Here is a 17,994-nt window from a genome sequence, read left to right on the forward strand (position 1 = left end):
ACCTAGACATGAAACGAAATATTAAGAAAGTTGCTGTTATCGGTTCTGGTATTATGGGAAGTGGCATAGCGTGTCATTTTGCTAATATCGGTGTAGAAGTCTTATTATTAGACATTGCACCAAACGAGTTAACAGAAGCAGAACAAAAAAAAGGACTAACTTTAGAAAGTAAAGCTGTTAGAAATCGATTAGTAAATGATCATCTTGCAAACGCTTTAAAATCGAAGCCCTCTCCTATTTATCATCCAAGTTTTGCTAGTAGAATTACTACTGGAAACACTACTGATGATATGAAAAAAATTGCTGAGGTAGATTGGATCATCGAAGTTGTTGTAGAACGCTTAGATATTAAAAAATTGGTTTTCGAACAAGTTGAAAAATACCGTAAACCAGGCACTTTAATTACTTCAAACACTTCAGGTATTCCAATTCATTTTATGAGTGAAGGCAGAAGCGAAGATTTCCAACAACATTTTTGTGGAACGCATTTCTTCAATCCAGCACGTTATTTAAAATTATTCGAAATCATTCCGGGTCCAAAAACATCGCAAGAAGTATTAGACTTCTTAACAGTTTATGGAGAAAAATTTTTAGGAAAAACTTCTGTTGTTGCTAAAGATACACCAGCTTTTATTGGAAATAGAATTGGAATCTTCGGAATTCAAAGTTTATTTCACCAAGTAAAAGAAATGGGACTAACGGTTGAAGAAGTTGATAAATTAACCGGTCCAGTTATTGGTCGTCCAAAATCAGCTACTTTCAGAACCGTTGATGTTGTAGGATTAGATACATTAGTTCACGTAGCTAACGGAATCTACGAAAATTGTCCAAACGACGAAGCGCACGAATTGTTTAAATTGCCAGAATTTGTTACCAAAATGATGGAAAACAAATGGTTAGGAAGCAAATCAGGACAAGGTTTCTACAAAAAAGAAGGAAAAGAGATTCTAACATTAGATTTAGATACTTTAGAATATAGAGCAAGTAAGAAAGCTTCATTCGCTACTTTAGAATTAACCAAAACGATTGAAAAACCAATCGATAGATTCAAAGTTTTAGTTACAGGAAAAGACAAAGCAGGAGAATTTTACAGAAAAAACTTCGCTTCTATGTTCCAGTATTGTTCGAATAGAATTCCTGAAATTACAGATGCATTTTACAAAATCGACGACGCTATGAAAGCTGGTTTTGGTTGGGAAAATGGTCCATTCGAAATTTGGGATGCTATTGGAGTTGAAAAAGGAATTGAATTAATGAAAGCAGAAGGTTATGAACCAGCAGCTTGGGTTACTGAAATGTTAGCAGCAGGAGTTACTACTTTCTATGCTGTAAAAGAGGGATCAACTTACTTCTACTCTATCACAAACAAAAAATTAGAAAAAGTTCCAGGACAAGATTCGTTTATTATCTTGAACAACATTCGCGAAAGCAAAAAAATATGGAACAACAGCGATTCGATCATTACCGATTTAGGTGATGGAATTATCAATTTAGAATTTACTTCAAAAATGAATTCAATTGGAGCTGGAGTTTTACAAGGAATCAACAAAGCAATTGATATTGCGGAGAAAGAGTACAACGGTTTAGTAATTGGAAATCAAGGCACAAATTTCTCTGTAGGAGCAAATTTAGGTATGATTTTTATGATGGCTGTTGAGCAAGAATACGACGAATTAAATATGGCAATCAAAATGTTCCAGGACACTATGATGCGTTGTCGTTATTCGGCTATTCCAGTTATTGCTGCTCCTCACGGTATGACGCTTGGTGGTGGTTGTGAACTTACAATGCACGCTGACAGAGCTGTTGCTGCTGCTGAAACTTATATTGGTTTAGTTGAATTTGGAGTGGGTGTAATTCCAGGTGGTGGTGGTTCTAAAGAAATGGCTTTGAGAGCTTCCGATTTATTCCGTAAAAATGATGTAGAATTAAACGTGTTACAAGAATATTTCTTAACGGTTGGAATGGCTAAAGTTGCTACTTCTGCTTATGAAGGATTTGACACAGGTGTTTTACAAAAAGGAAGAGACATTGTTGTAGTAAACAAAGACCGTCAAATTGCAACTGCGAAACAAGTAGCAATGCAAATGGCAGATCAAGGTTATACACAAGCACCAAGAAGAAAAGACATTAAAGTTTTAGGAAAACAAGCTTTAGGAATGTTCTTAGTAGGAACTGATCAAATGGAAGCTGGTAAATATATTTCAGAACACGATAAAAAAATTGCAAATAAATTAGCTTATGTTATGGCTGGTGGTGATTTATCTGAACCAACATTAGTAACTGAGCAATACTTATTAGATCTTGAAAGAGAGGCATTCTTATCACTTACAGGTGAAAGAAAATCTTTGGAAAGAATTCAATTTATGTTAACCAAAGGGAAACCGTTGAGAAACTAATAATATTAATATCCTATATATTTACAGGAACACAGATTAAAGAAATAAATATAATTTTAAAAATTTATCTAATTTCTTAAATCTGTGTTCCAAAAATAAAAAAACAAGAATATGAAAACAGCATATATAGTAAAAGCATATAGAACGGCAGTTGGTAAAGCACCAAAAGGAGTTTTTCGTTTCAAAAGACCTGATGAATTGGCCGCTGAAACAATCGAATACATGATGGCAGAATTACCAAACTTCGACAAAACGCGTATTGACGATGTTATGGTGGGTAATGCGATGCCAGAAGCAGAACAAGGATTGAACGTCGGTCGTTTGATTTCATTAATGGGATTAAAAGTTGAAGATGTTCCTGGAGTAACTGTAAACAGATACTGTGCTTCTGGAATTGAAACTATCGGAATGGCAACAGCTAAAATTCAATCAGGAATGGCAAGTTGTATTATCGCTGGTGGTGCCGAAAGTATGAGTTTTATTCCAATGGGAGGCTACAAACCTACTCCAGATTATAAAGTAGCTAAAGCCGGAAATGAAGATTATTATTGGGGAATGGGATTAACTGCTGAAGCTGTTGCAAAACAATTCAATGTTTCTCGTGAAGACCAAGACGAATTTGCATACCATTCGCACATGAAAGCATTAAAAGCTCAGGCTGAAGGTAAATTTGACGCACAAATTGTTCCAATTACGGTTGAAGAAACTTTTGTAAACGCAAATGGTAAAAAAGAAACGCGTTCATACGTTGTAAATAAAGATGAAGGTCCAAGAGCAGGAACTTCTAAAGAAGGTTTAGCAGGTTTAAGAGCTGTATTTGCTGACGGCGGGAGCGTAACGGCTGGAAACTCATCGCAAATGAGTGATGGTGCTGCTTTCGTATTAGTAATGAGTGAAGAAATGGTAAAAGAATTAAACCTTGAACCAATTGCTCGTTTGGTAAACTTCGCTTCGGCGGGTGTTGAACCAAGAATTATGGGAATGGGTCCTGTAAAAGCAATTCCAAAAGTATTGAAACAAGCAGGTTTAGATTTAAAAGACATTGACTTAATTGAATTAAATGAGGCTTTTGCTTCACAATCTTTAGCAGTTATTCGTGAATTAGGTTTAAATCAAGAGATCGTGAATGTTAATGGTGGTGCAATTGCATTGGGTCACCCACTTGGTTGTACAGGTGCAAAATTATCAATTCAGTTATTTGACGAAATGCGCAAGCGTGGCAATGCGAAATACGGAATGGTAACGATGTGTGTAGGAACAGGACAAGGAACTGCAGGTATTTACGAATTTTTAAAATAATAGAGAAACAACACAGACTTAAGAAATAAATAAAATTTATAAAATCTGTGTTAAAAAAACAAATAACAATATTAAATTATAAATCATGGCAGATATTATTAGAGGAGGTCAATTCCTTGTAACAGAAACAAAATGTGAAGACGTTTTCACACCAGAAGATTTCAACGAAGAGCAAATTATGATGCGTGATTCTGTTATTGAATTCGTGGATAAAGAAATTTGGCCTTATAAAGAAAGATTCGAAAAGAAAGATTATGCACTTACGGAAGAAGTAATGCGTAAAGCGGGAGAATTAGGTTATTTAAGTATTGCTGTTCCTGCAGAATATGGTGGAATGGGAATGGGATTTGTGAACACAGCTTTAGTTTGTGATTACATTTCTGGAGCAACAGGTTCATTTTCTACTGCTTTTGGAGCGCATACTGGAATTGGAACTATGCCAATCACGTTATATGGAACAGAAGAGCAAAAACAAAAATATGTACCAAAATTAGCTTCTGGCGAATGGTTTGGTGCGTATTGTTTAACAGAACCTGGAGCAGGATCTGATGCAAATTCAGGAAAAACAAAAGCTGTTTTATCTGAAGATGGTAAATATTACAGCATTACGGGTGGAAAAATGTGGATTTCAAATGCAGGTTTTTGTAGTGTAATGATCGTTTTCGCTCGTATTGGAGATGATAAAAACATTACAGGTTTCATCGTGGAAAATGATCCTGCAAACGGAATTTCAATGGGTGATGAAGAACATAAATTAGGAATTCGTTCTTCTTCTACACGTCAGGTGTATTTTAATGACACTAAAGTTCCTGTAGAAAATATGTTGGCAGGTCGTGGTGAAGGATTTAAAATTGCAATGAACGCTTTGAACGTTGGTCGTATTAAATTAGCAGCTGCGTGTTTAGAAGCACAAAGAAGAACTATTACCGGTGCTGTAAATTATGCTAACGAAAGAATGCAATTTAATGTTCCAATTTCTAGCTTTGGCGCTATTCAAGCTAAAATTGCTGAAATGGCTACAAATGCTTATGCTGGCGAAAGTGCAACTTATAGAGCAGCTTCAGATATTGAAACTAGAATTAAAATTAGAGTAAGTGAAGGAAATTCGCACCAAGAAGCAGAATTAAAAGGTGTTGAAGAATTCGCAATCGAATGTTCTATCTTAAAAGTTGCCGTTTCTGAAGACGTACAAGCTTGTACCGATGAAGGAATTCAAATTTTTGGTGGAATGGGATTCTCTGAAGACGCTCCTATGGAAAGTGCTTGGAGAGATGCTCGTATTGCTAGAATCTATGAGGGAACTAACGAAATCAACAGAATGTTATCGGTTGGAATGTTAGTGAAAAAAGCAATGAAAGGGCATATTGACTTTTTAGGTCCAGCAATGGCTGTGGGTGAAGAATTAATGGGAATTCCATCGTTTGATGTACCAGATTATTCTGAATTATTTGCTGAAGAAAAAGAAATGCTTGTTAAGTTGAAAAAAGTATTCTTAATGGTTGCAGGTGCTGCTGTTCAAAAATATGGACCAGAATTAGAAGCACACCAACAATTGTTAATGGCTGCTTCTGATATCTTAATTGAAATCTATATGGCGGAAAGTACTATTCTTAGAACTGAGAAATTAGCTAAAAAAGAAGGTGCTGATAAAGTACAAGAACAAATTGCTATGGCACAATTATACTTATATCACGCGGTAGACGTCATTAACCAAAAAGGAAAAGAAGGAATTGTTTCTTTTGCTGAAGGCGATGAACAACGTATGATGCTAATGGGTTTAAAACGTTTCACAAAATATGCGAACATGCCAAATGTAATTGGTCTTCGTGAAAAAATTGCTGCAAAAGTAATTAGTGAAAACAAATACGCTTTCTAATATTATTTTTGAGTTATATTAAACTTAAAACCGTCAAGTATTCAATTACTTGACGGTTTTTTTATAAGGGTACATCAATGTCGATTTTTAAATTTGAATCATCATTTAAATTATTTTTAATTGTAGAAGAATCTGTATTGGTTTTATTGAGCATTAAACCTAACATCATAATTAGCGCAGTTAATACAATAACCTGAATTATTAAGGCATTATTAACCAAATCGATTTTGAGTGTTGACGGAATGCCAATAAATAATAAAATGGTTATCAAACCTCTTGGTGCTACAAACAATAAAGGCATCAATTTAACTTTATAAATTTTTAGCTGAATAGCTCTAACTGAATAAATTAGAATTACAATTCCGACAGCTAATTCAAATGTATGCGGATTAATTACATCTTCTGTTCTAATCAAAAATCCAAAAAGTATAAAGAATAAAGAACGAACTAAAAATGCAGCTTCGATAACTAATTCTTTAAATTTATGAACTTCCTTTTCAAGTGTTCTTGGCTTTAGCGTTTTAATCCAACTATAGTGTTCTAATTCATCAAAATTACCCATAATTATACCAAATATCATAATAAAAATTAAGGCCGGTAAATGATAAATTTCAGATACCGCATAAATTAATATTATAAAAAGTACGATTGGTACAAACTTAACATGATGATCTATTCTACTTAATAAAAAAGCTAGAAAAGCCGTTGCTATAAACGAAATAACTAACATTACTAAAATTTGTAATCCAAAACTTCCAAATGTTTCTATATTAATAACTTCATTTAAAACCAAAAAATTAAAGAATAATACTCCAATAATATCAGATAAACTACTTTCATAAATAGCAAATTCTTTATTAAATGAACTTAAACTACCAACGCTTGAAATTGCAATTGCACTACTAATTATACACAGCGGAATAGCATTTATTAATCCTTGTTTATAATCGGCCTCTAAAAAATAGTAGAAGAAATGACCTATGGCAAAAGCGGTTATTACTAAAGGAACTATTGCTGTAACTACTGTTTTACCAATAAAAGGTAACTTTCGCTTATTTAATTGCAATTCTAAAGAACCTTCTAGAACAATTAATATTAAACCTACCGTACCAAAAAAAGGTAATAACGGATTTAAATCAGGAATAATAATTTGCAACAAATCGATGCCTTGTTTAACCAACCATCCCATTAAGATTAATAATATAACCGAAGGAATTTGTGTTTTATTAGACGAAACAGTAAAAGCATACGCTAATAATAGTAAAACACAAATTGTAACAATAATTACATAATTCATAAAAAAATAGTTTTTAGCAAGATAAAAATACTTTTAAAAAAAATACAATTTAACGCTACATATTTTCAAATTTTATCTGAACTATTAAAAAGTGGAAGTTTCTAAAAAAAAAGTATTTTTGCAAAAAGATATTAAATGAATATTCGACTTATAACAATAGGGAAAACCGATAATAAAAATTTACAATCACTAATTGAAGACTACACGAAACGTTTATCGTTTTACGTAAAGTTTGATTTAGATATTATTGCCGATATAAAAAATGTGAAAAATTTATCGGAAGCCCAACAAAAGGAAAAAGAAGGCGAATTAATTTTATCTAAAATAAGTGCAACTGACAACTTAATCTTGTTAGACGAAAACGGAAAAACATTTAATAGTGTGGGATTCTCCAATTATTTACAAAAAAAGATGAATGCAGGAACCAAAACTTTAGTTTTCGTCATTGGTGGTCCTTATGGATTTAGCGAAACGGTTTATCAGAAAGCAAATGGAAAAGTTTCCTTATCTGAAATGACATTTTCACATCAAATGGTTAGACTATTTGTAATTGAACAAATTTACAGAGGATTTACGATATTAAAGAACGAACCTTATCATCACCAATAAAAAGTACTTTAAATTTCAACGTATCGTTTAATTATTTCAAATAATTTGCTGCTGTCAAATGGTTTTACGATTACATCATCAATTTGCGCTTCTTTCACTTTATCCATAATTTCTTGCTTATCGAATGCTGTGACTGCAATAATAGGTGTGGTAATTCCTTCTTGTCTAATTAATTTTGAAGTTTCAAATCCATTGATTTTTGGCATATTTATATCCATCAAAATAATATCATAGCTTTTTTGTTCTAATAAGTCTAAAGCGTTATACCCATCATCCACCATATCACAAATAAAATGATTGTTTTCTAATAATTTTCGAGTTACTATTTGATTAATCTTATTATCTTCAACTACTAAAACAGTATAATTTTTAGTAATCGATAATTCGACCGGTAAATTATTAATTAGCTCAATGATCCTATTTTCATCAATTTCAAATGGAATTGTTAATGTTATTTTGGTTCCTAAATTTTCTTCACTTTCTAATGCGATCGTTCCTTTAAAAAGTTCAACCATTTTCTTTACAATTGTGAGTCCAAGTCCAGTTCCTTGATAATCATCCTCTTTTCGGACAATTTGAATAAATTTCTCAAATACTTTTTCATGATTTTTTTTAGCAATTCCGATACCATTATCAATTATTTCAAATTGAATATTAGCTGCTGTTTTTGTTTTTTCTATTAAATTAGCTTTAATGGTTACAAAACCATCGGTAGTAAATTTTAAAGAATTACTTACTAAATTAATAAATATTTGAGAAAGCCTTATTTTATCACCAATAACATATTCCGGAATTGTAGAATCAAATTCAATCGTAATTTGATTATTGTTTTTTATGGCAATAAAATGAAGTGAATCCTTAATAATTTCAATTTCATCCTTCAAATTAAAAACGTTGTTCTCTAAAAGAACTTGGTTTTCTTCAATTTTGTAGACGTTTAAAATATCATTAACCAAGGATAATAAATATTTTGCCGAAAATTTTAACGATTTTAAGTGCGGACTATCTTTTAATTCTTTGTGTTCTTCTAAAATGATATCAGTTATTCCTACAACACCATATAAAGGAGTTCTCAATTCGTGACTTACTGTCGAAATAAATTGTGATTTTAAATGAGATGCTTCTTCTGCTTTTTCTTTTGCAAATAATAAGTCAGCATTTGCCTTTTTTAACTGAACATTAATAAGTGTTTTTAATCTATTATTTCTAATGAATGAAAACAATAACAAGAGTAAAGTAGTTACAATAATTACGGATAAAACGATGAACTGGTTATTTTTATTAATGCGTTCTTCTTGCGCTACTTTCTCGGCTTCAATGGCTTGAATTTTTCTGTTAATTTCGTCATATTCTATTTCTACGCCCGCAACTTTTACACCGTCTAACCTATTTGTATTATATATTTCTTCTTTTAAATCATTGTGTTTTGTTAGATAAAAATGTGCTTTTTCAAAATCCTTATACTTCAAATAAAAATTTGAAAAATCCTTATAGAGAACACATATATTCGATTTTATTAATTCAACGTCATTTTGATCTGCAAATTCTATTGCTTTTAAATAATATTCTTCTGCTTTTTTAAAATCATTTAAATTATTATGATACAAAGCAAAATTAGAATTTAAAGATATTTTAGCTTCAATATTGTCTTCAGTTTCTACAAATTCTTTAATTTCATTTAGATATTTGATACCATTATCGAAATCTAAAACTGTAAAATAGGCACTACCAATATTTAATTTTGTAAAAGCTAACTCATATTGATCATTGAGCTTTTCAGAATATATAAGTGCTTTTTTGTAATTTTCAATACCTTTTGTAAAATCGATTTTATGATAGCAATATACATTGCCAAGATTATTAAACAACCAAGATTTTACAGTGTCATTATTTGTTTTTAAAGCTAAATTAATTCCTTTGTTATAATACTCAATTGCTTTATTATATTCAGAAAATTCATCAAAATTTAAACCTATTAAGTTGTAGGCTTTTGCTGCTAAAAGATAATCTTCAGTACGCAAGGACAATTCTAGAGATTGTTTGGCATATTTTAAAGACCTTTTCCCTTCTAATTCTATAAAACTTTGTCCTGCTTTTGTTAGCAATTGTTTTGCTTCCTTATTACTATCATTTTCTTGTGACCAAAGTAAATGGAAACTTAAAAAAAGAAGCGAAAACAGAAATAAAGGTTTAGAAAATATCATTATTAATTTAGTAATTTGACTATGCCAATATAAAAAAAATCCTGAAGAAATCAGGATTTTTTTTAACATTTATTTATCGAATTAATTTCTTGTATTTAATTCTTGTTGGCGTAACATCTTTTCCTAAACGTTTGCGTTTATTTTCTTCATATTCGGAGAAACTTCCTTCAAAACAATAGACTTGAGAATCACCTTCAAAAGCTAAGATATGCGTACAAACTCTGTCTAAAAACCATCGGTCGTGAGAAATAATAACAGCACAACCAGCAAAATTTTCTAACCCTTCTTCCAACGCACGTAATGTATTGATATCCAAATCATTCGTGGGCTCATCTAAAAGCAATACGTTTCCTTCTTCTTTCAAAGTCATGGCAAGGTGCAATCTATTTCTTTCCCCACCTGATAAAGTTGCAACTTTTTTGTTTTGATCACTTCCACCAAAGTTAAAACGAGATAAATAAGCTCTTGAATTTACTTGTCTTCCGCCCATCATAATCAATTCTTGACCATCACAGAAGTTTTCCCAAAGTGATTTATTAACATCAATATTAGAATGCGATTGATCTACATAAGCGATTTTTACGGTATCACCAATTTCAAAAGTTCCTCCGTCTGGCTGTTGTTCTCCCATAATCATTTTGAAAATGGTCGATTTACCAGCACCGTTTGGACCAATAATTCCAACAATTCCAGCTTGTGGAAGTACAAAATTTAAATCGTCATATAATAATTTATCACCAAATGCTTTTGCAACACCTTTAGCTTCAATTACATTAGTTCCTAAACGTGGTCCATTAGGAATATAAATTTCTAATTTCTCGTCTAATTCTTTTTGATCTTCGTTTAATAACTTATCATAATTCTGTAAACGTGCTTTTTGTTTGGTTTGACGTCCTTTTGCTCCTTGACGTACCCAATCTAACTCACGTTCTAAGTTTTTTCTACGTTTTGAAGCTACTTTTTCCTCTTGCGCCATACGCGTCGATTTTTGATCTAACCAAGATGAATAATTTCCTTTCCAAGGAATACCTTCTCCTCTGTCTAACTCTAAAATCCAACCGGCTACATTATCTAAGAAATATCTATCGTGTGTAACAGCGATTACTGTTCCAGCATATTGTGCTAAATGTTGTTCTAACCAAAGCACCGATTCGGCATCCAAGTGATTCGTAGGTTCGTCTAATAATAATACATCTGGTTGTTGCAATAATAAACGACATAAAGCTACACGACGCTTTTCTCCGCCCGATAACACATTAATTGGTGTATCTGCTTCCGGTGTGCGCAATGCATCCATTGCAATTTCTAATTTGGTATCGATTTCCCAAGCGTCACAAGCGTCAATTCTATCCTGTAATTCTGCCTGACGGTCCATAAGTTTTTCCATTTTTTCTGGATTCTCATACACTTCTGGCAAACTAAAATCGTCGTTAATTTTATTAAATTCAGCTAATAATGCGAATGTTTCTGCAGCTCCTTCACGAACAATTTCAATTACTGTTTTAGTTTCGTCTAAAAGTGGTTCTTGTTCCAAATAACCAACGGTATAGCCTGGTTGAAAAACCACATCACCTTGATAATTTTTATCAATTCCTGCAATAATTTTTAATAAAGAAGATTTTCCTGAACCATTTAATCCAAGGATACCAATTTTTGCACCATAGAAAAAGCTTAAATAAATGTTTTTTAGAACCGGTTTGTCGGCTCCTGGATAACTTTTACTCAATTTTTGCATTGAGAAAATTACTTTCTTATCATCTGACATAATATAAATTTATTTTTAAGAATATTTTTTTTAACCAAATCGCTAACAACTACTTACACTCTTCCCTTTAAAGCATTAAAAACCCAAGCAATAGCAAAAAAACCTACACCTACAGCCGAAAAACCCCAGCCTGCAACATCTGCGTAGCGATAAATTCCTAATCCAATTAGAAGTAATCCCATTAAAATCATAATGAAAGTAGCCCAAGCTAATATTGTGTTTTTATTCATTCCCATTTTGTGCACGTTTTGTTTTAATAAAAATTTAGGACTGCAAATATAAGCATTATAAAAGGTTTCTTGGAAATTCAGGTTTAATTAAAAATATTAATCAACATTTCCTTTAATAAATCGTGCTGAGTCATCGATGCGGCACCAACACCTTTACTTTTTACGTCGATATCGCGAAGCGTTCCAACAATAGCGCTTACTTTTCGCATTGGATAATTTCTGGCTGCCAATTCATAATCTTTTACAAAAAAAGGATTAATTTTAAGTTCCTTAGCCACATTAAACTTTGATTTATCTTTTAGACCATGATACTGCAATAATTGAGAAAAGTATGAAAACACCATTGCCGTAGTAACAACTAGCGGATTATCTTTCGGATTTTGAGCAAAGTAATCAACGATTTGGTACGATTTTAATTGATTTTTTTCACCAAGAGCACTTCTTAGTTCAAAATTGTTAAAATCTTTGCTAAAACCTATATTTTCTTCAATGTCTTTAGCGGTTATCGTGTGACCTTTGTGCAAAATAATTTTCAATTTATCCAATTCATTACTAATTTTAGACAAATCCGTCCCTAGAAACTCTACTAAAATAGATGAAGCTTTGGGTTCGATGGCATAACCTTGACCCGATAAAACGCGCTTAATCCAATCGCCAACTTGATTATCGTATAATTTTTTACTTTCAAAAACGACTCCAAATTTTTCTAATAACTTGGTCACTCTTTTTCGTTTATCTAATGTTTTATACTTGTAAGCAAAAACCAAAACAGTTGTCGGTTGTGGATTTTCGACATAAGATTCTAGCTTATCAATATATCTTGATAATTCTTGGGCTTCCCTAACAATAACTACTTGCCTATCGGCCATCATTGGATAGCGTTTTGCATTCGAAACTACTTCTTCAATCGTAGTATCTCTACCATAAATTATGGTTTGATTAAAATCGCGCTCATGTTCTTGCAAGATATTTTCCTGAATAAAATCGGTCAATTTATCAATGTAATAAGGCTCTTCACCCATAAAAAAGTAAATTGGCTTAATATTTCCTGCTTTAATATCTTTTGTAATTTGAATTACTTCATCCATAATTTAATCGTCAGTGTTCAGTAAATAGTTGGCAGTTACTAATTTTTAAGTAATTTTGACCTATGAAAAAGTTGAATTTCCCAACCTATTCGTTTCGGTTCAAAAATAGTGAAAATAAAGTGTCTATTTTTGATGAAATTAGAAAAAAATTTATTGTGCTTTCGCCCGAAGAATGGGTGCGCCAAAACGTGATTCAGTTTTTATTACAGAACAAAAACTACCCAAAATCTTATATTAACGTTGAAAAGCTAATTAAAGTCAACGGATTAAGTAAGCGTTATGATGGCATTGTTTTTAAGCCAAATGGTGAAATATTCTTACTTATTGAATGCAAAGCTCCGGAAGTTCCTATTTCACAAGATACTTTTGATCAAATTGCTCGATACAATTTAGAATTAAAAGCCCAATATTTAATGGTTACCAATGGCTTAAATCACTATTTTTGTCAAATGGATTTTGAAAACGAAACATATATTTTTCTGAAAGAACTTCCAGATTTTAAAAGCTAATTATGGTAAAAAGAGATTTAATTTTAGACCAAATTGAACAAATGGGTGCGTTTCTCAGGAAGTTAGTCGCAAAATTTTCAAACAGTAATTCGTTCAATGATGGTAATGGAGCTTCTGATTCAGTTATAAATGAATTGAATGATGAAATAGGTTTTGATTTGAATTTATTTTTAACCCTTTCGGTAGAAGATGCTAAAAAATATCTTTCTAGCTATAAATTTTCGGAAGAACATTTAGAAACTTTATCAAATTTATTAGTTAAATTAAGTGTTGATGCAACTACTAAAATGGAATATTTATCGAAGGCACTCTTGATCTTAGATTTTTCAGATGGCATTTCAAATACTTTTTCTTTTGAACGAAATAATACAAAAAACAAGATTAAAGAATTAATAAAAAATTAGTAATTGAAAAAAATAGCAGTAGTCATTCTCAATTGGAACGGTGCGAAATTATTAGAACAATTTTTGCCTTCAATAGTAGCGCATTCGGACGAAGCAACAGTTTATGTAGCTGATAATGCCTCAACTGATAATTCAATTGAAGTCATCAAACAACAATTTCCATCAGTAAAAATAATTAAAAATACGGATAATTTTGGTTTTGCAAAAGGATATAATGAAGCATTGAAAAATGTAGAAGAACCTTATTATGCTTTAGTAAATTCGGATATAGAAGTAACAAAAAATTGGTTAGCTCCTATTATAAATATCTTTGAAACGGAACCGAAAACAGCAATAATTCAACCAAAACTATTAGATTTCAAGAAGAAAACTCATTTTGAATATGCCGGCGGAGCAGGTGGTTTCATTGACAAATACGGATATCCCTTTTGTCGTGGCCGTATTTTCAATACGATTGAAGAAGATAAAAATCAATACGATGATGAAATTAAAATATTTTGGGCAACTGGTGCTTGTTTTTTCATTAGAAAAGAAGTGTATCGCATTTTAAATGGCTTTGATGATGATTTCTTTGCCCATCAAGAAGAAATTGATTTATGTTGGCGTGCCTTCAACTTAGGCTATATTTCAAAATTCACTTCAAAATCAATAGTTTATCACGTTGGTGGCGCAACTTTAAACGAAGGAAATCCGAAAAAAACATTTTTAAATTTTAGAAATTCTTTGCTGATGTTGGTCAAAAATCTTCCTAAAAAACAATTGATTTCTATAATCTTTACGCGAATGATTTTAGATGGTTTAGCAGGATTTCAATTTATTCTGAAAGGTAAATTCAAACATTTTTTTGCTATTCTTCAAGCGCATTATTCTTTTTATTTACTTGCGCATATATTTTATAAAAAAAGAAATAGCATACAAAAAACAAATTATTTTAAAATAAAAAGCATCGTTTCTCGTTATTTTATAAATAATGGCAAGGAGTTTGATAAATTGTTTTAACAATAGTTTAAGTATAAAAATTTCATATCCTTGAACTTCCTGTATAAATTTGTAAAAAATAATTATTAGTATGAAAAAAGTATTGTTAGTCATCACCATTGTTTCAATGTCGCTAACTTCTTGTGTTTCTAAAAAGAAATACACGGAATTAGAAACGAAGAACAAAGAAATTCAAGATTTATTAAACACAGCTACAGTAAAGTTAAACTCTTGCTTAACGGAAAGAGAAGCATTAGCCAGCCAAATTGATTTTTTAAAGAAGAATAATTCTGATTTAATTAACAATATGGGTAATTTAACTACACTTACTACAAAAGGAGCTGAAAACCTTGAAAAATCACTAGAAAGCTTAAAAGAGAAAGATTTAAGAATCACTCGTTTACAAGATGCTTTAACGAAAAAAGATAGTGTAACATTGGCTTTAGTTACAAGCTTAAAACGTGAAGTAGGTATTGATGATCCAGACATTAATATTAATGTTGAAAAAGGAGTTATTATGATTTCTATCGCTGATAATTTATTATTTAAGTCAGGAAGTTATGACGTTAGTGATAGAGCCAAAGAAGTTTTAGCTAAAGTAGCAAAAGTAATTAACAGCAAACCAGATTTTGAATGTATGGTTGAAGGTCATACCGATAATTTACCAATTAAAAATGCAGTTTTATTAGACAATTGGGATTTATCTGTAAAAAGAGCAACATCTATTGTAAGAGTATTACATAAAGATTTAGGTGTAAATCCAAAACAATTAATTCCAGCAGGAAGAAGCTCATACATTCCTTTAGTGGATAACGATTCTCCTGCAAATAGAGCTAAAAACCGTAGAACAAAAATTATCATAATGCCAAAAATTGATCAGTTTTACGAAATGGTTGAAAAAGAAATGAAAAACTTGAGTAACGGTAAATAAGCGACTTAGATACAATTTATAAAATTAAAACACCTCATTTGCTTGAGGTGTTTTTTTTTATTCATTTTTTTTTAGAAAAGGTTTCGATACATAATTAGCACTTCATCTATGATTTTAAACAATTCGTAGAAAAGTAGATCAAAAAATACAATATTAACATCTTAAAGTTTGTATAATTAAATAATCTGTATAATTTTGGTAAAAATAAAACGCATTTAGCCCCCCAAAGCTACTTTGATAGAATGCCGCTGATAAAAACAACTCACCTAACTTTTTGGTCATATTTATATTTTGAATTTAATAACCAATTAAATATTTATATTATGAAAAAAGTTGTTTTAAGCATCTCCGCGATGCTATTTGGACTTGCAATGTGTGCACAAGCCAATTTAAGTTTAGTAAACCAAACAGGTTTAAGTAACTCGTCTGATGTGGACCAATTCGGATTGTTAAATTATTCTTCTGTAGATCAAAACGGCCGTTTCAACGTTGCCGAAGTAGATCAAGTCGGAGCGCTTAACGGATCAGATATAATTCAAGATGGAAGACGAAATGATGCTAAAGTAGATCAATTTGGTATTGCAAATTATTCCAATGTCAATCAAGACGGAAGAAGAAACGAAGCCGATGTAATGCAAGTTGGTATTGGAAATGATTCTGACATTGATCAAGTAGGAAGAAGAAATAGTTCTTCTGTAGATCAATTAGGACTTTTCAATGAAGCAAATGTTGCACAAACAGGATTACGCAACGATGCTACTGTTTTACAAATTGGAGATGATAACGTTGCTGATCAAATCCAATATGGAAATGACAATTCAGCTGATGTAATTCAATTTGGAGAACGTAACTATTCTTACCAAGGACAAGATGGAAATGGAAACTCAGCTTTGACATTACAACTAGGAGAAGACAATACTTCTGTTCAATGGCAAATTGGTGATGACAACTCTGCTATCCATATGCAAGATGGTGATGGTAACTACGCCTTCTCTAACCAAGTTGGGCAAGATAACTTTTCTTTAATTATGCAAGATGGTACTACAAATAGTGCTATTACAAATCAAACAGGTCAAATGCATATGAGTTTTGTTAACCAAAGTGGAACTAGCAACAATTCATTAGTAAATCAATCGAACTAATTTTTTAATAGATAGGACAAGTGAGTATTCTTACTTGTCCTATTTTTATTCATATGAAAAATCTAACTAAAATATTCTTTCTTTTTACAGTGCTAATTGGCTCAAATGGAGCTTTTTCGCAAGAAATTTTATTGAAAGAAGCCGAAGTTTTAAATCAAATTAATACAGCATACAAATTAACAGCAACAGTCTCCGAAAAAAATAGTGTTATAGTTACACAAATAGGATCGCAAAACTGGAATCAAAATACGATAACAGCAAATCAATCAACCATTCAAATTTATCAGAACGGACAATTTAATGCTACTGACATTTATCGAATGGAAAACGAGGTAAATGAATTTATAATTCAAAATGGGGATTACAATTCAATAAATGAAATGGTTATCGGAAGTTACAATTCAACAAACAATTATTTAATCCAAAACGGTGATAATAATAGAATTACAAGTTTTGGAAGTAACTCAATATCTGAAGATTTAAAAATTAAGATTAATGGAAATAATACTTCAGTACTAATAATTAACCGATGAAACCTAAAAGCTTATTATATGCTATCTTATCAATTATACTTTTTAGTACTCCACTTCAAGGGCAAATTTTGAATATAGAAGTAAAAGCGAAAATCGAGTTAAGTTATTTTGAAGAAATGGTTTCTGTAACAGGAACTGCAGAAAACTTAGCTGATGGTATGAAGAATTTATCTTACACCCTGTCAGTTATTAAAAAAGATAAAAAAAATGGAAATACTTCAAATAATTCTCAAAAAGGAGATTTTACTTTGAAACCAAATCAAAAACAAGAACTTTCTACAACTAAAATCAACCAAAGTGCCACAGACGAAATTATCATTTTACTTTTAATTTACGATGAAAATGATATTATGGTTGGAAAAGATCGAATCGTTGTGGATGAAAAAAAAAGTGAAATAGCACGGAAAAATGAAGATGAGTTAGAAATACTAGGAATCGTCTCCGATGATACCAAAACCAAAATAGGAAAAGATTTTTACGATTTATATTTCTCGAAATACAATATGGAAGCCATTAAAGGCAATCAAATTGTACAAATTGAAGAACAACTTAGTATGGGGAGAACCACTATTATAAAAATAAGCATAGATAACAGAATAATTTCAGAGTTTATAGCCAATCCAAATGAGGAGTTTTTAGCGCAAAAAGCAAACGAAGTAATCCAATTAACTAAAAGATATTTTAAAGATATCGCAAAGCTCCGAAATAGAGTGGAACAATATTAAAAGCT

The 17,994-nt window shown here is 31.3% G+C and carries 16 protein-coding genes; 11 read left to right on the forward strand and 5 right to left on the reverse strand.

Annotated elements, in window-relative coordinates:
- The first annotated feature begins 8 nt into the window (after window positions 1–8).
- The 3 genes from T1L09_RS02965 to T1L09_RS02975 all read left to right on the forward strand — a co-directional run bounded on the left by T1L09_RS02965 (window position 9) and on the right by T1L09_RS02975 (window position 5,574).
- Entirely contained in the window at window positions 9–2,399 is a 2,391-nt protein-coding gene (locus T1L09_RS02965; RefSeq protein ID WP_322549463.1) for a 3-hydroxyacyl-CoA dehydrogenase/enoyl-CoA hydratase family protein, read from the forward strand.
- Window positions 2,400–2,510: 111 nt separating this feature from the next.
- Entirely contained in the window at window positions 2,511–3,698 is a 1,188-nt protein-coding gene (locus T1L09_RS02970; RefSeq protein WP_322549464.1) for an acetyl-CoA C-acyltransferase, read from the forward strand.
- 85 nt (window positions 3,699–3,783) lie between these two features.
- Complete coding sequence (locus T1L09_RS02975) at window positions 3,784–5,574, forward strand: acyl-CoA dehydrogenase family protein (protein WP_322549465.1); 1,791 nt, start codon at window positions 3,784–3,786, stop codon at window positions 5,572–5,574.
- Window positions 5,575–5,635: 61 nt separating this feature from the next.
- On the opposite strand, the gene T1L09_RS02980 is transcribed toward T1L09_RS02975, so the two are convergent.
- Window positions 5,636–6,871, reverse strand: a complete 1,236-nt coding sequence (locus tag T1L09_RS02980; protein ID WP_322549466.1) for a cation:proton antiporter — start codon at window positions 6,869–6,871, stop codon at window positions 5,636–5,638.
- A gap of 135 nt (window positions 6,872–7,006) precedes the next feature.
- Here T1L09_RS02980 and rlmH point away from each other — a divergent pair, with 135 nt between their 5' ends.
- Window positions 7,007–7,480, forward strand: coding sequence for a 23S rRNA (pseudouridine(1915)-N(3))-methyltransferase RlmH (gene rlmH / locus T1L09_RS02985; protein ID WP_322549467.1), 474 nt, complete (start codon window positions 7,007–7,009; stop codon window positions 7,478–7,480).
- An 8-nt stretch (window positions 7,481–7,488) separates the two neighbouring features.
- Here the strand turns inward: rlmH and T1L09_RS02990 are convergent, their stop codons facing one another.
- From T1L09_RS02990 to holA, 4 genes are all read right to left on the reverse strand, one after another.
- Window positions 7,489–9,684 carry an ATP-binding response regulator gene (locus tag T1L09_RS02990; protein ID WP_322549468.1) on the reverse strand — a complete coding sequence of 732 codons (2,196 nt, stop codon included), beginning with the start codon at window positions 9,682–9,684 and terminating at the stop codon, window positions 7,489–7,491.
- A 73-nt stretch (window positions 9,685–9,757) separates the two neighbouring features.
- Window positions 9,758–11,449: an energy-dependent translational throttle protein EttA gene (ettA, locus tag T1L09_RS02995; protein WP_322549469.1), complete on the reverse strand. Its 1,692-nt coding sequence runs from the start codon at window positions 11,447–11,449 to the stop codon at window positions 9,758–9,760.
- Between the two features lie 53 nt (window positions 11,450–11,502).
- Entirely contained in the window at window positions 11,503–11,685 is a 183-nt protein-coding gene (locus tag T1L09_RS03000) for a CAL67264 family membrane protein (protein ID WP_026725732.1), read from the reverse strand.
- Window positions 11,686–11,762: 77 nt separating this feature from the next.
- Window positions 11,763–12,767, reverse strand: coding sequence for a DNA polymerase III subunit delta (gene holA / locus T1L09_RS03005; protein ID WP_322549470.1), 1,005 nt, complete (start codon window positions 12,765–12,767; stop codon window positions 11,763–11,765).
- A 62-nt stretch (window positions 12,768–12,829) separates the two neighbouring features.
- Here holA and T1L09_RS03010 point away from each other — a divergent pair, with 62 nt between their 5' ends.
- The 7 genes from T1L09_RS03010 to csgH all read left to right on the forward strand — a co-directional run bounded on the left by T1L09_RS03010 (window position 12,830) and on the right by csgH (window position 17,989).
- Window positions 12,830–13,276, forward strand: a complete 447-nt coding sequence (locus T1L09_RS03010; protein WP_322549471.1) for a type I restriction enzyme HsdR N-terminal domain-containing protein — start codon at window positions 12,830–12,832, stop codon at window positions 13,274–13,276.
- A gap of 2 nt (window positions 13,277–13,278) precedes the next feature.
- Complete coding sequence (locus T1L09_RS03015) at window positions 13,279–13,680, forward strand: hypothetical protein (RefSeq protein ID WP_322549472.1); 402 nt, start codon at window positions 13,279–13,281, stop codon at window positions 13,678–13,680.
- A 3-nt stretch (window positions 13,681–13,683) separates the two neighbouring features.
- Entirely contained in the window at window positions 13,684–14,679 is a 996-nt protein-coding gene (locus T1L09_RS03020; protein ID WP_322549473.1) for a glycosyltransferase family 2 protein, read from the forward strand.
- A 70-nt stretch (window positions 14,680–14,749) separates the two neighbouring features.
- Window positions 14,750–15,589 carry an OmpA/MotB family protein gene (locus T1L09_RS03025; RefSeq protein WP_322549474.1) on the forward strand — a complete coding sequence of 280 codons (840 nt, stop codon included), beginning with the start codon at window positions 14,750–14,752 and terminating at the stop codon, window positions 15,587–15,589.
- 323 nt (window positions 15,590–15,912) lie between these two features.
- Window positions 15,913–16,731: a hypothetical protein gene (locus T1L09_RS03030; RefSeq protein WP_322549475.1), complete on the forward strand. Its 819-nt coding sequence runs from the start codon at window positions 15,913–15,915 to the stop codon at window positions 16,729–16,731.
- Between the two features lie 53 nt (window positions 16,732–16,784).
- On the forward strand, window positions 16,785–17,264 hold the full coding sequence (locus T1L09_RS03035) for a hypothetical protein (protein WP_322549476.1): 480 nt from the start codon (window positions 16,785–16,787) through the stop codon (window positions 17,262–17,264).
- A complete protein-coding gene (gene csgH, locus T1L09_RS03040; protein WP_322549477.1) occupies window positions 17,261–17,989 on the forward strand; it encodes a curli-like amyloid fiber formation chaperone CsgH in 729 nt (242 codons plus the stop codon). Before T1L09_RS03035 ends, csgH begins: the two co-directional genes overlap by 4 nt.
- Window positions 17,990–17,994 lie beyond the last annotated feature (5 nt).

It is taken from the genome of Flavobacterium psychraquaticum (assembly GCF_034497725.1).
GTDB lineage: Bacteria > Bacteroidota > Bacteroidia > Flavobacteriales > Flavobacteriaceae > Flavobacterium > Flavobacterium psychraquaticum.

What these genes read in the sequence shown, in the direction of transcription:
- T1L09_RS02965 (WP_322549463.1), top strand. Translation starts at nt 9, where the DNA reads ATGAAACGAAATATTAAGAAAGTTGCTGTTATCGGTTCTGGTATTATG.
- T1L09_RS02970 (WP_322549464.1), top strand. Translation starts at nt 2,511, where the DNA reads ATGAAAACAGCATATATAGTAAAAGCATATAGAACGGCAGTTGGTAAA.
- T1L09_RS02975 (WP_322549465.1), top strand. Translation starts at nt 3,784, where the DNA reads ATGGCAGATATTATTAGAGGAGGTCAATTCCTTGTAACAGAAACAAAA.
- T1L09_RS02980 (WP_322549466.1), bottom strand. Translation starts at nt 6,871, where the DNA reads ATGAATTATGTAATTATTGTTACAATTTGTGTTTTACTATTATTAGCG.
- rlmH (WP_322549467.1), top strand. Translation starts at nt 7,007, where the DNA reads ATGAATATTCGACTTATAACAATAGGGAAAACCGATAATAAAAATTTA.
- T1L09_RS02990 (WP_322549468.1), bottom strand. Translation starts at nt 9,684, where the DNA reads ATGATATTTTCTAAACCTTTATTTCTGTTTTCGCTTCTTTTTTTAAGT.
- ettA (WP_322549469.1), bottom strand. Translation starts at nt 11,449, where the DNA reads ATGTCAGATGATAAGAAAGTAATTTTCTCAATGCAAAAATTGAGTAAA.
- T1L09_RS03000 (WP_026725732.1), bottom strand. Translation starts at nt 11,685, where the DNA reads ATGGGAATGAATAAAAACACAATATTAGCTTGGGCTACTTTCATTATG.
- holA (WP_322549470.1), bottom strand. Translation starts at nt 12,767, where the DNA reads ATGGATGAAGTAATTCAAATTACAAAAGATATTAAAGCAGGAAATATT.
- T1L09_RS03010 (WP_322549471.1), top strand. Translation starts at nt 12,830, where the DNA reads ATGAAAAAGTTGAATTTCCCAACCTATTCGTTTCGGTTCAAAAATAGT.
- T1L09_RS03015 (WP_322549472.1), top strand. Translation starts at nt 13,279, where the DNA reads ATGGTAAAAAGAGATTTAATTTTAGACCAAATTGAACAAATGGGTGCG.
- T1L09_RS03025 (WP_322549474.1), top strand. Translation starts at nt 14,750, where the DNA reads ATGAAAAAAGTATTGTTAGTCATCACCATTGTTTCAATGTCGCTAACT.
- T1L09_RS03030 (WP_322549475.1), top strand. Translation starts at nt 15,913, where the DNA reads ATGAAAAAAGTTGTTTTAAGCATCTCCGCGATGCTATTTGGACTTGCA.
- T1L09_RS03035 (WP_322549476.1), top strand. Translation starts at nt 16,785, where the DNA reads ATGAAAAATCTAACTAAAATATTCTTTCTTTTTACAGTGCTAATTGGC.
- csgH (WP_322549477.1), top strand. Translation starts at nt 17,261, where the DNA reads ATGAAACCTAAAAGCTTATTATATGCTATCTTATCAATTATACTTTTT.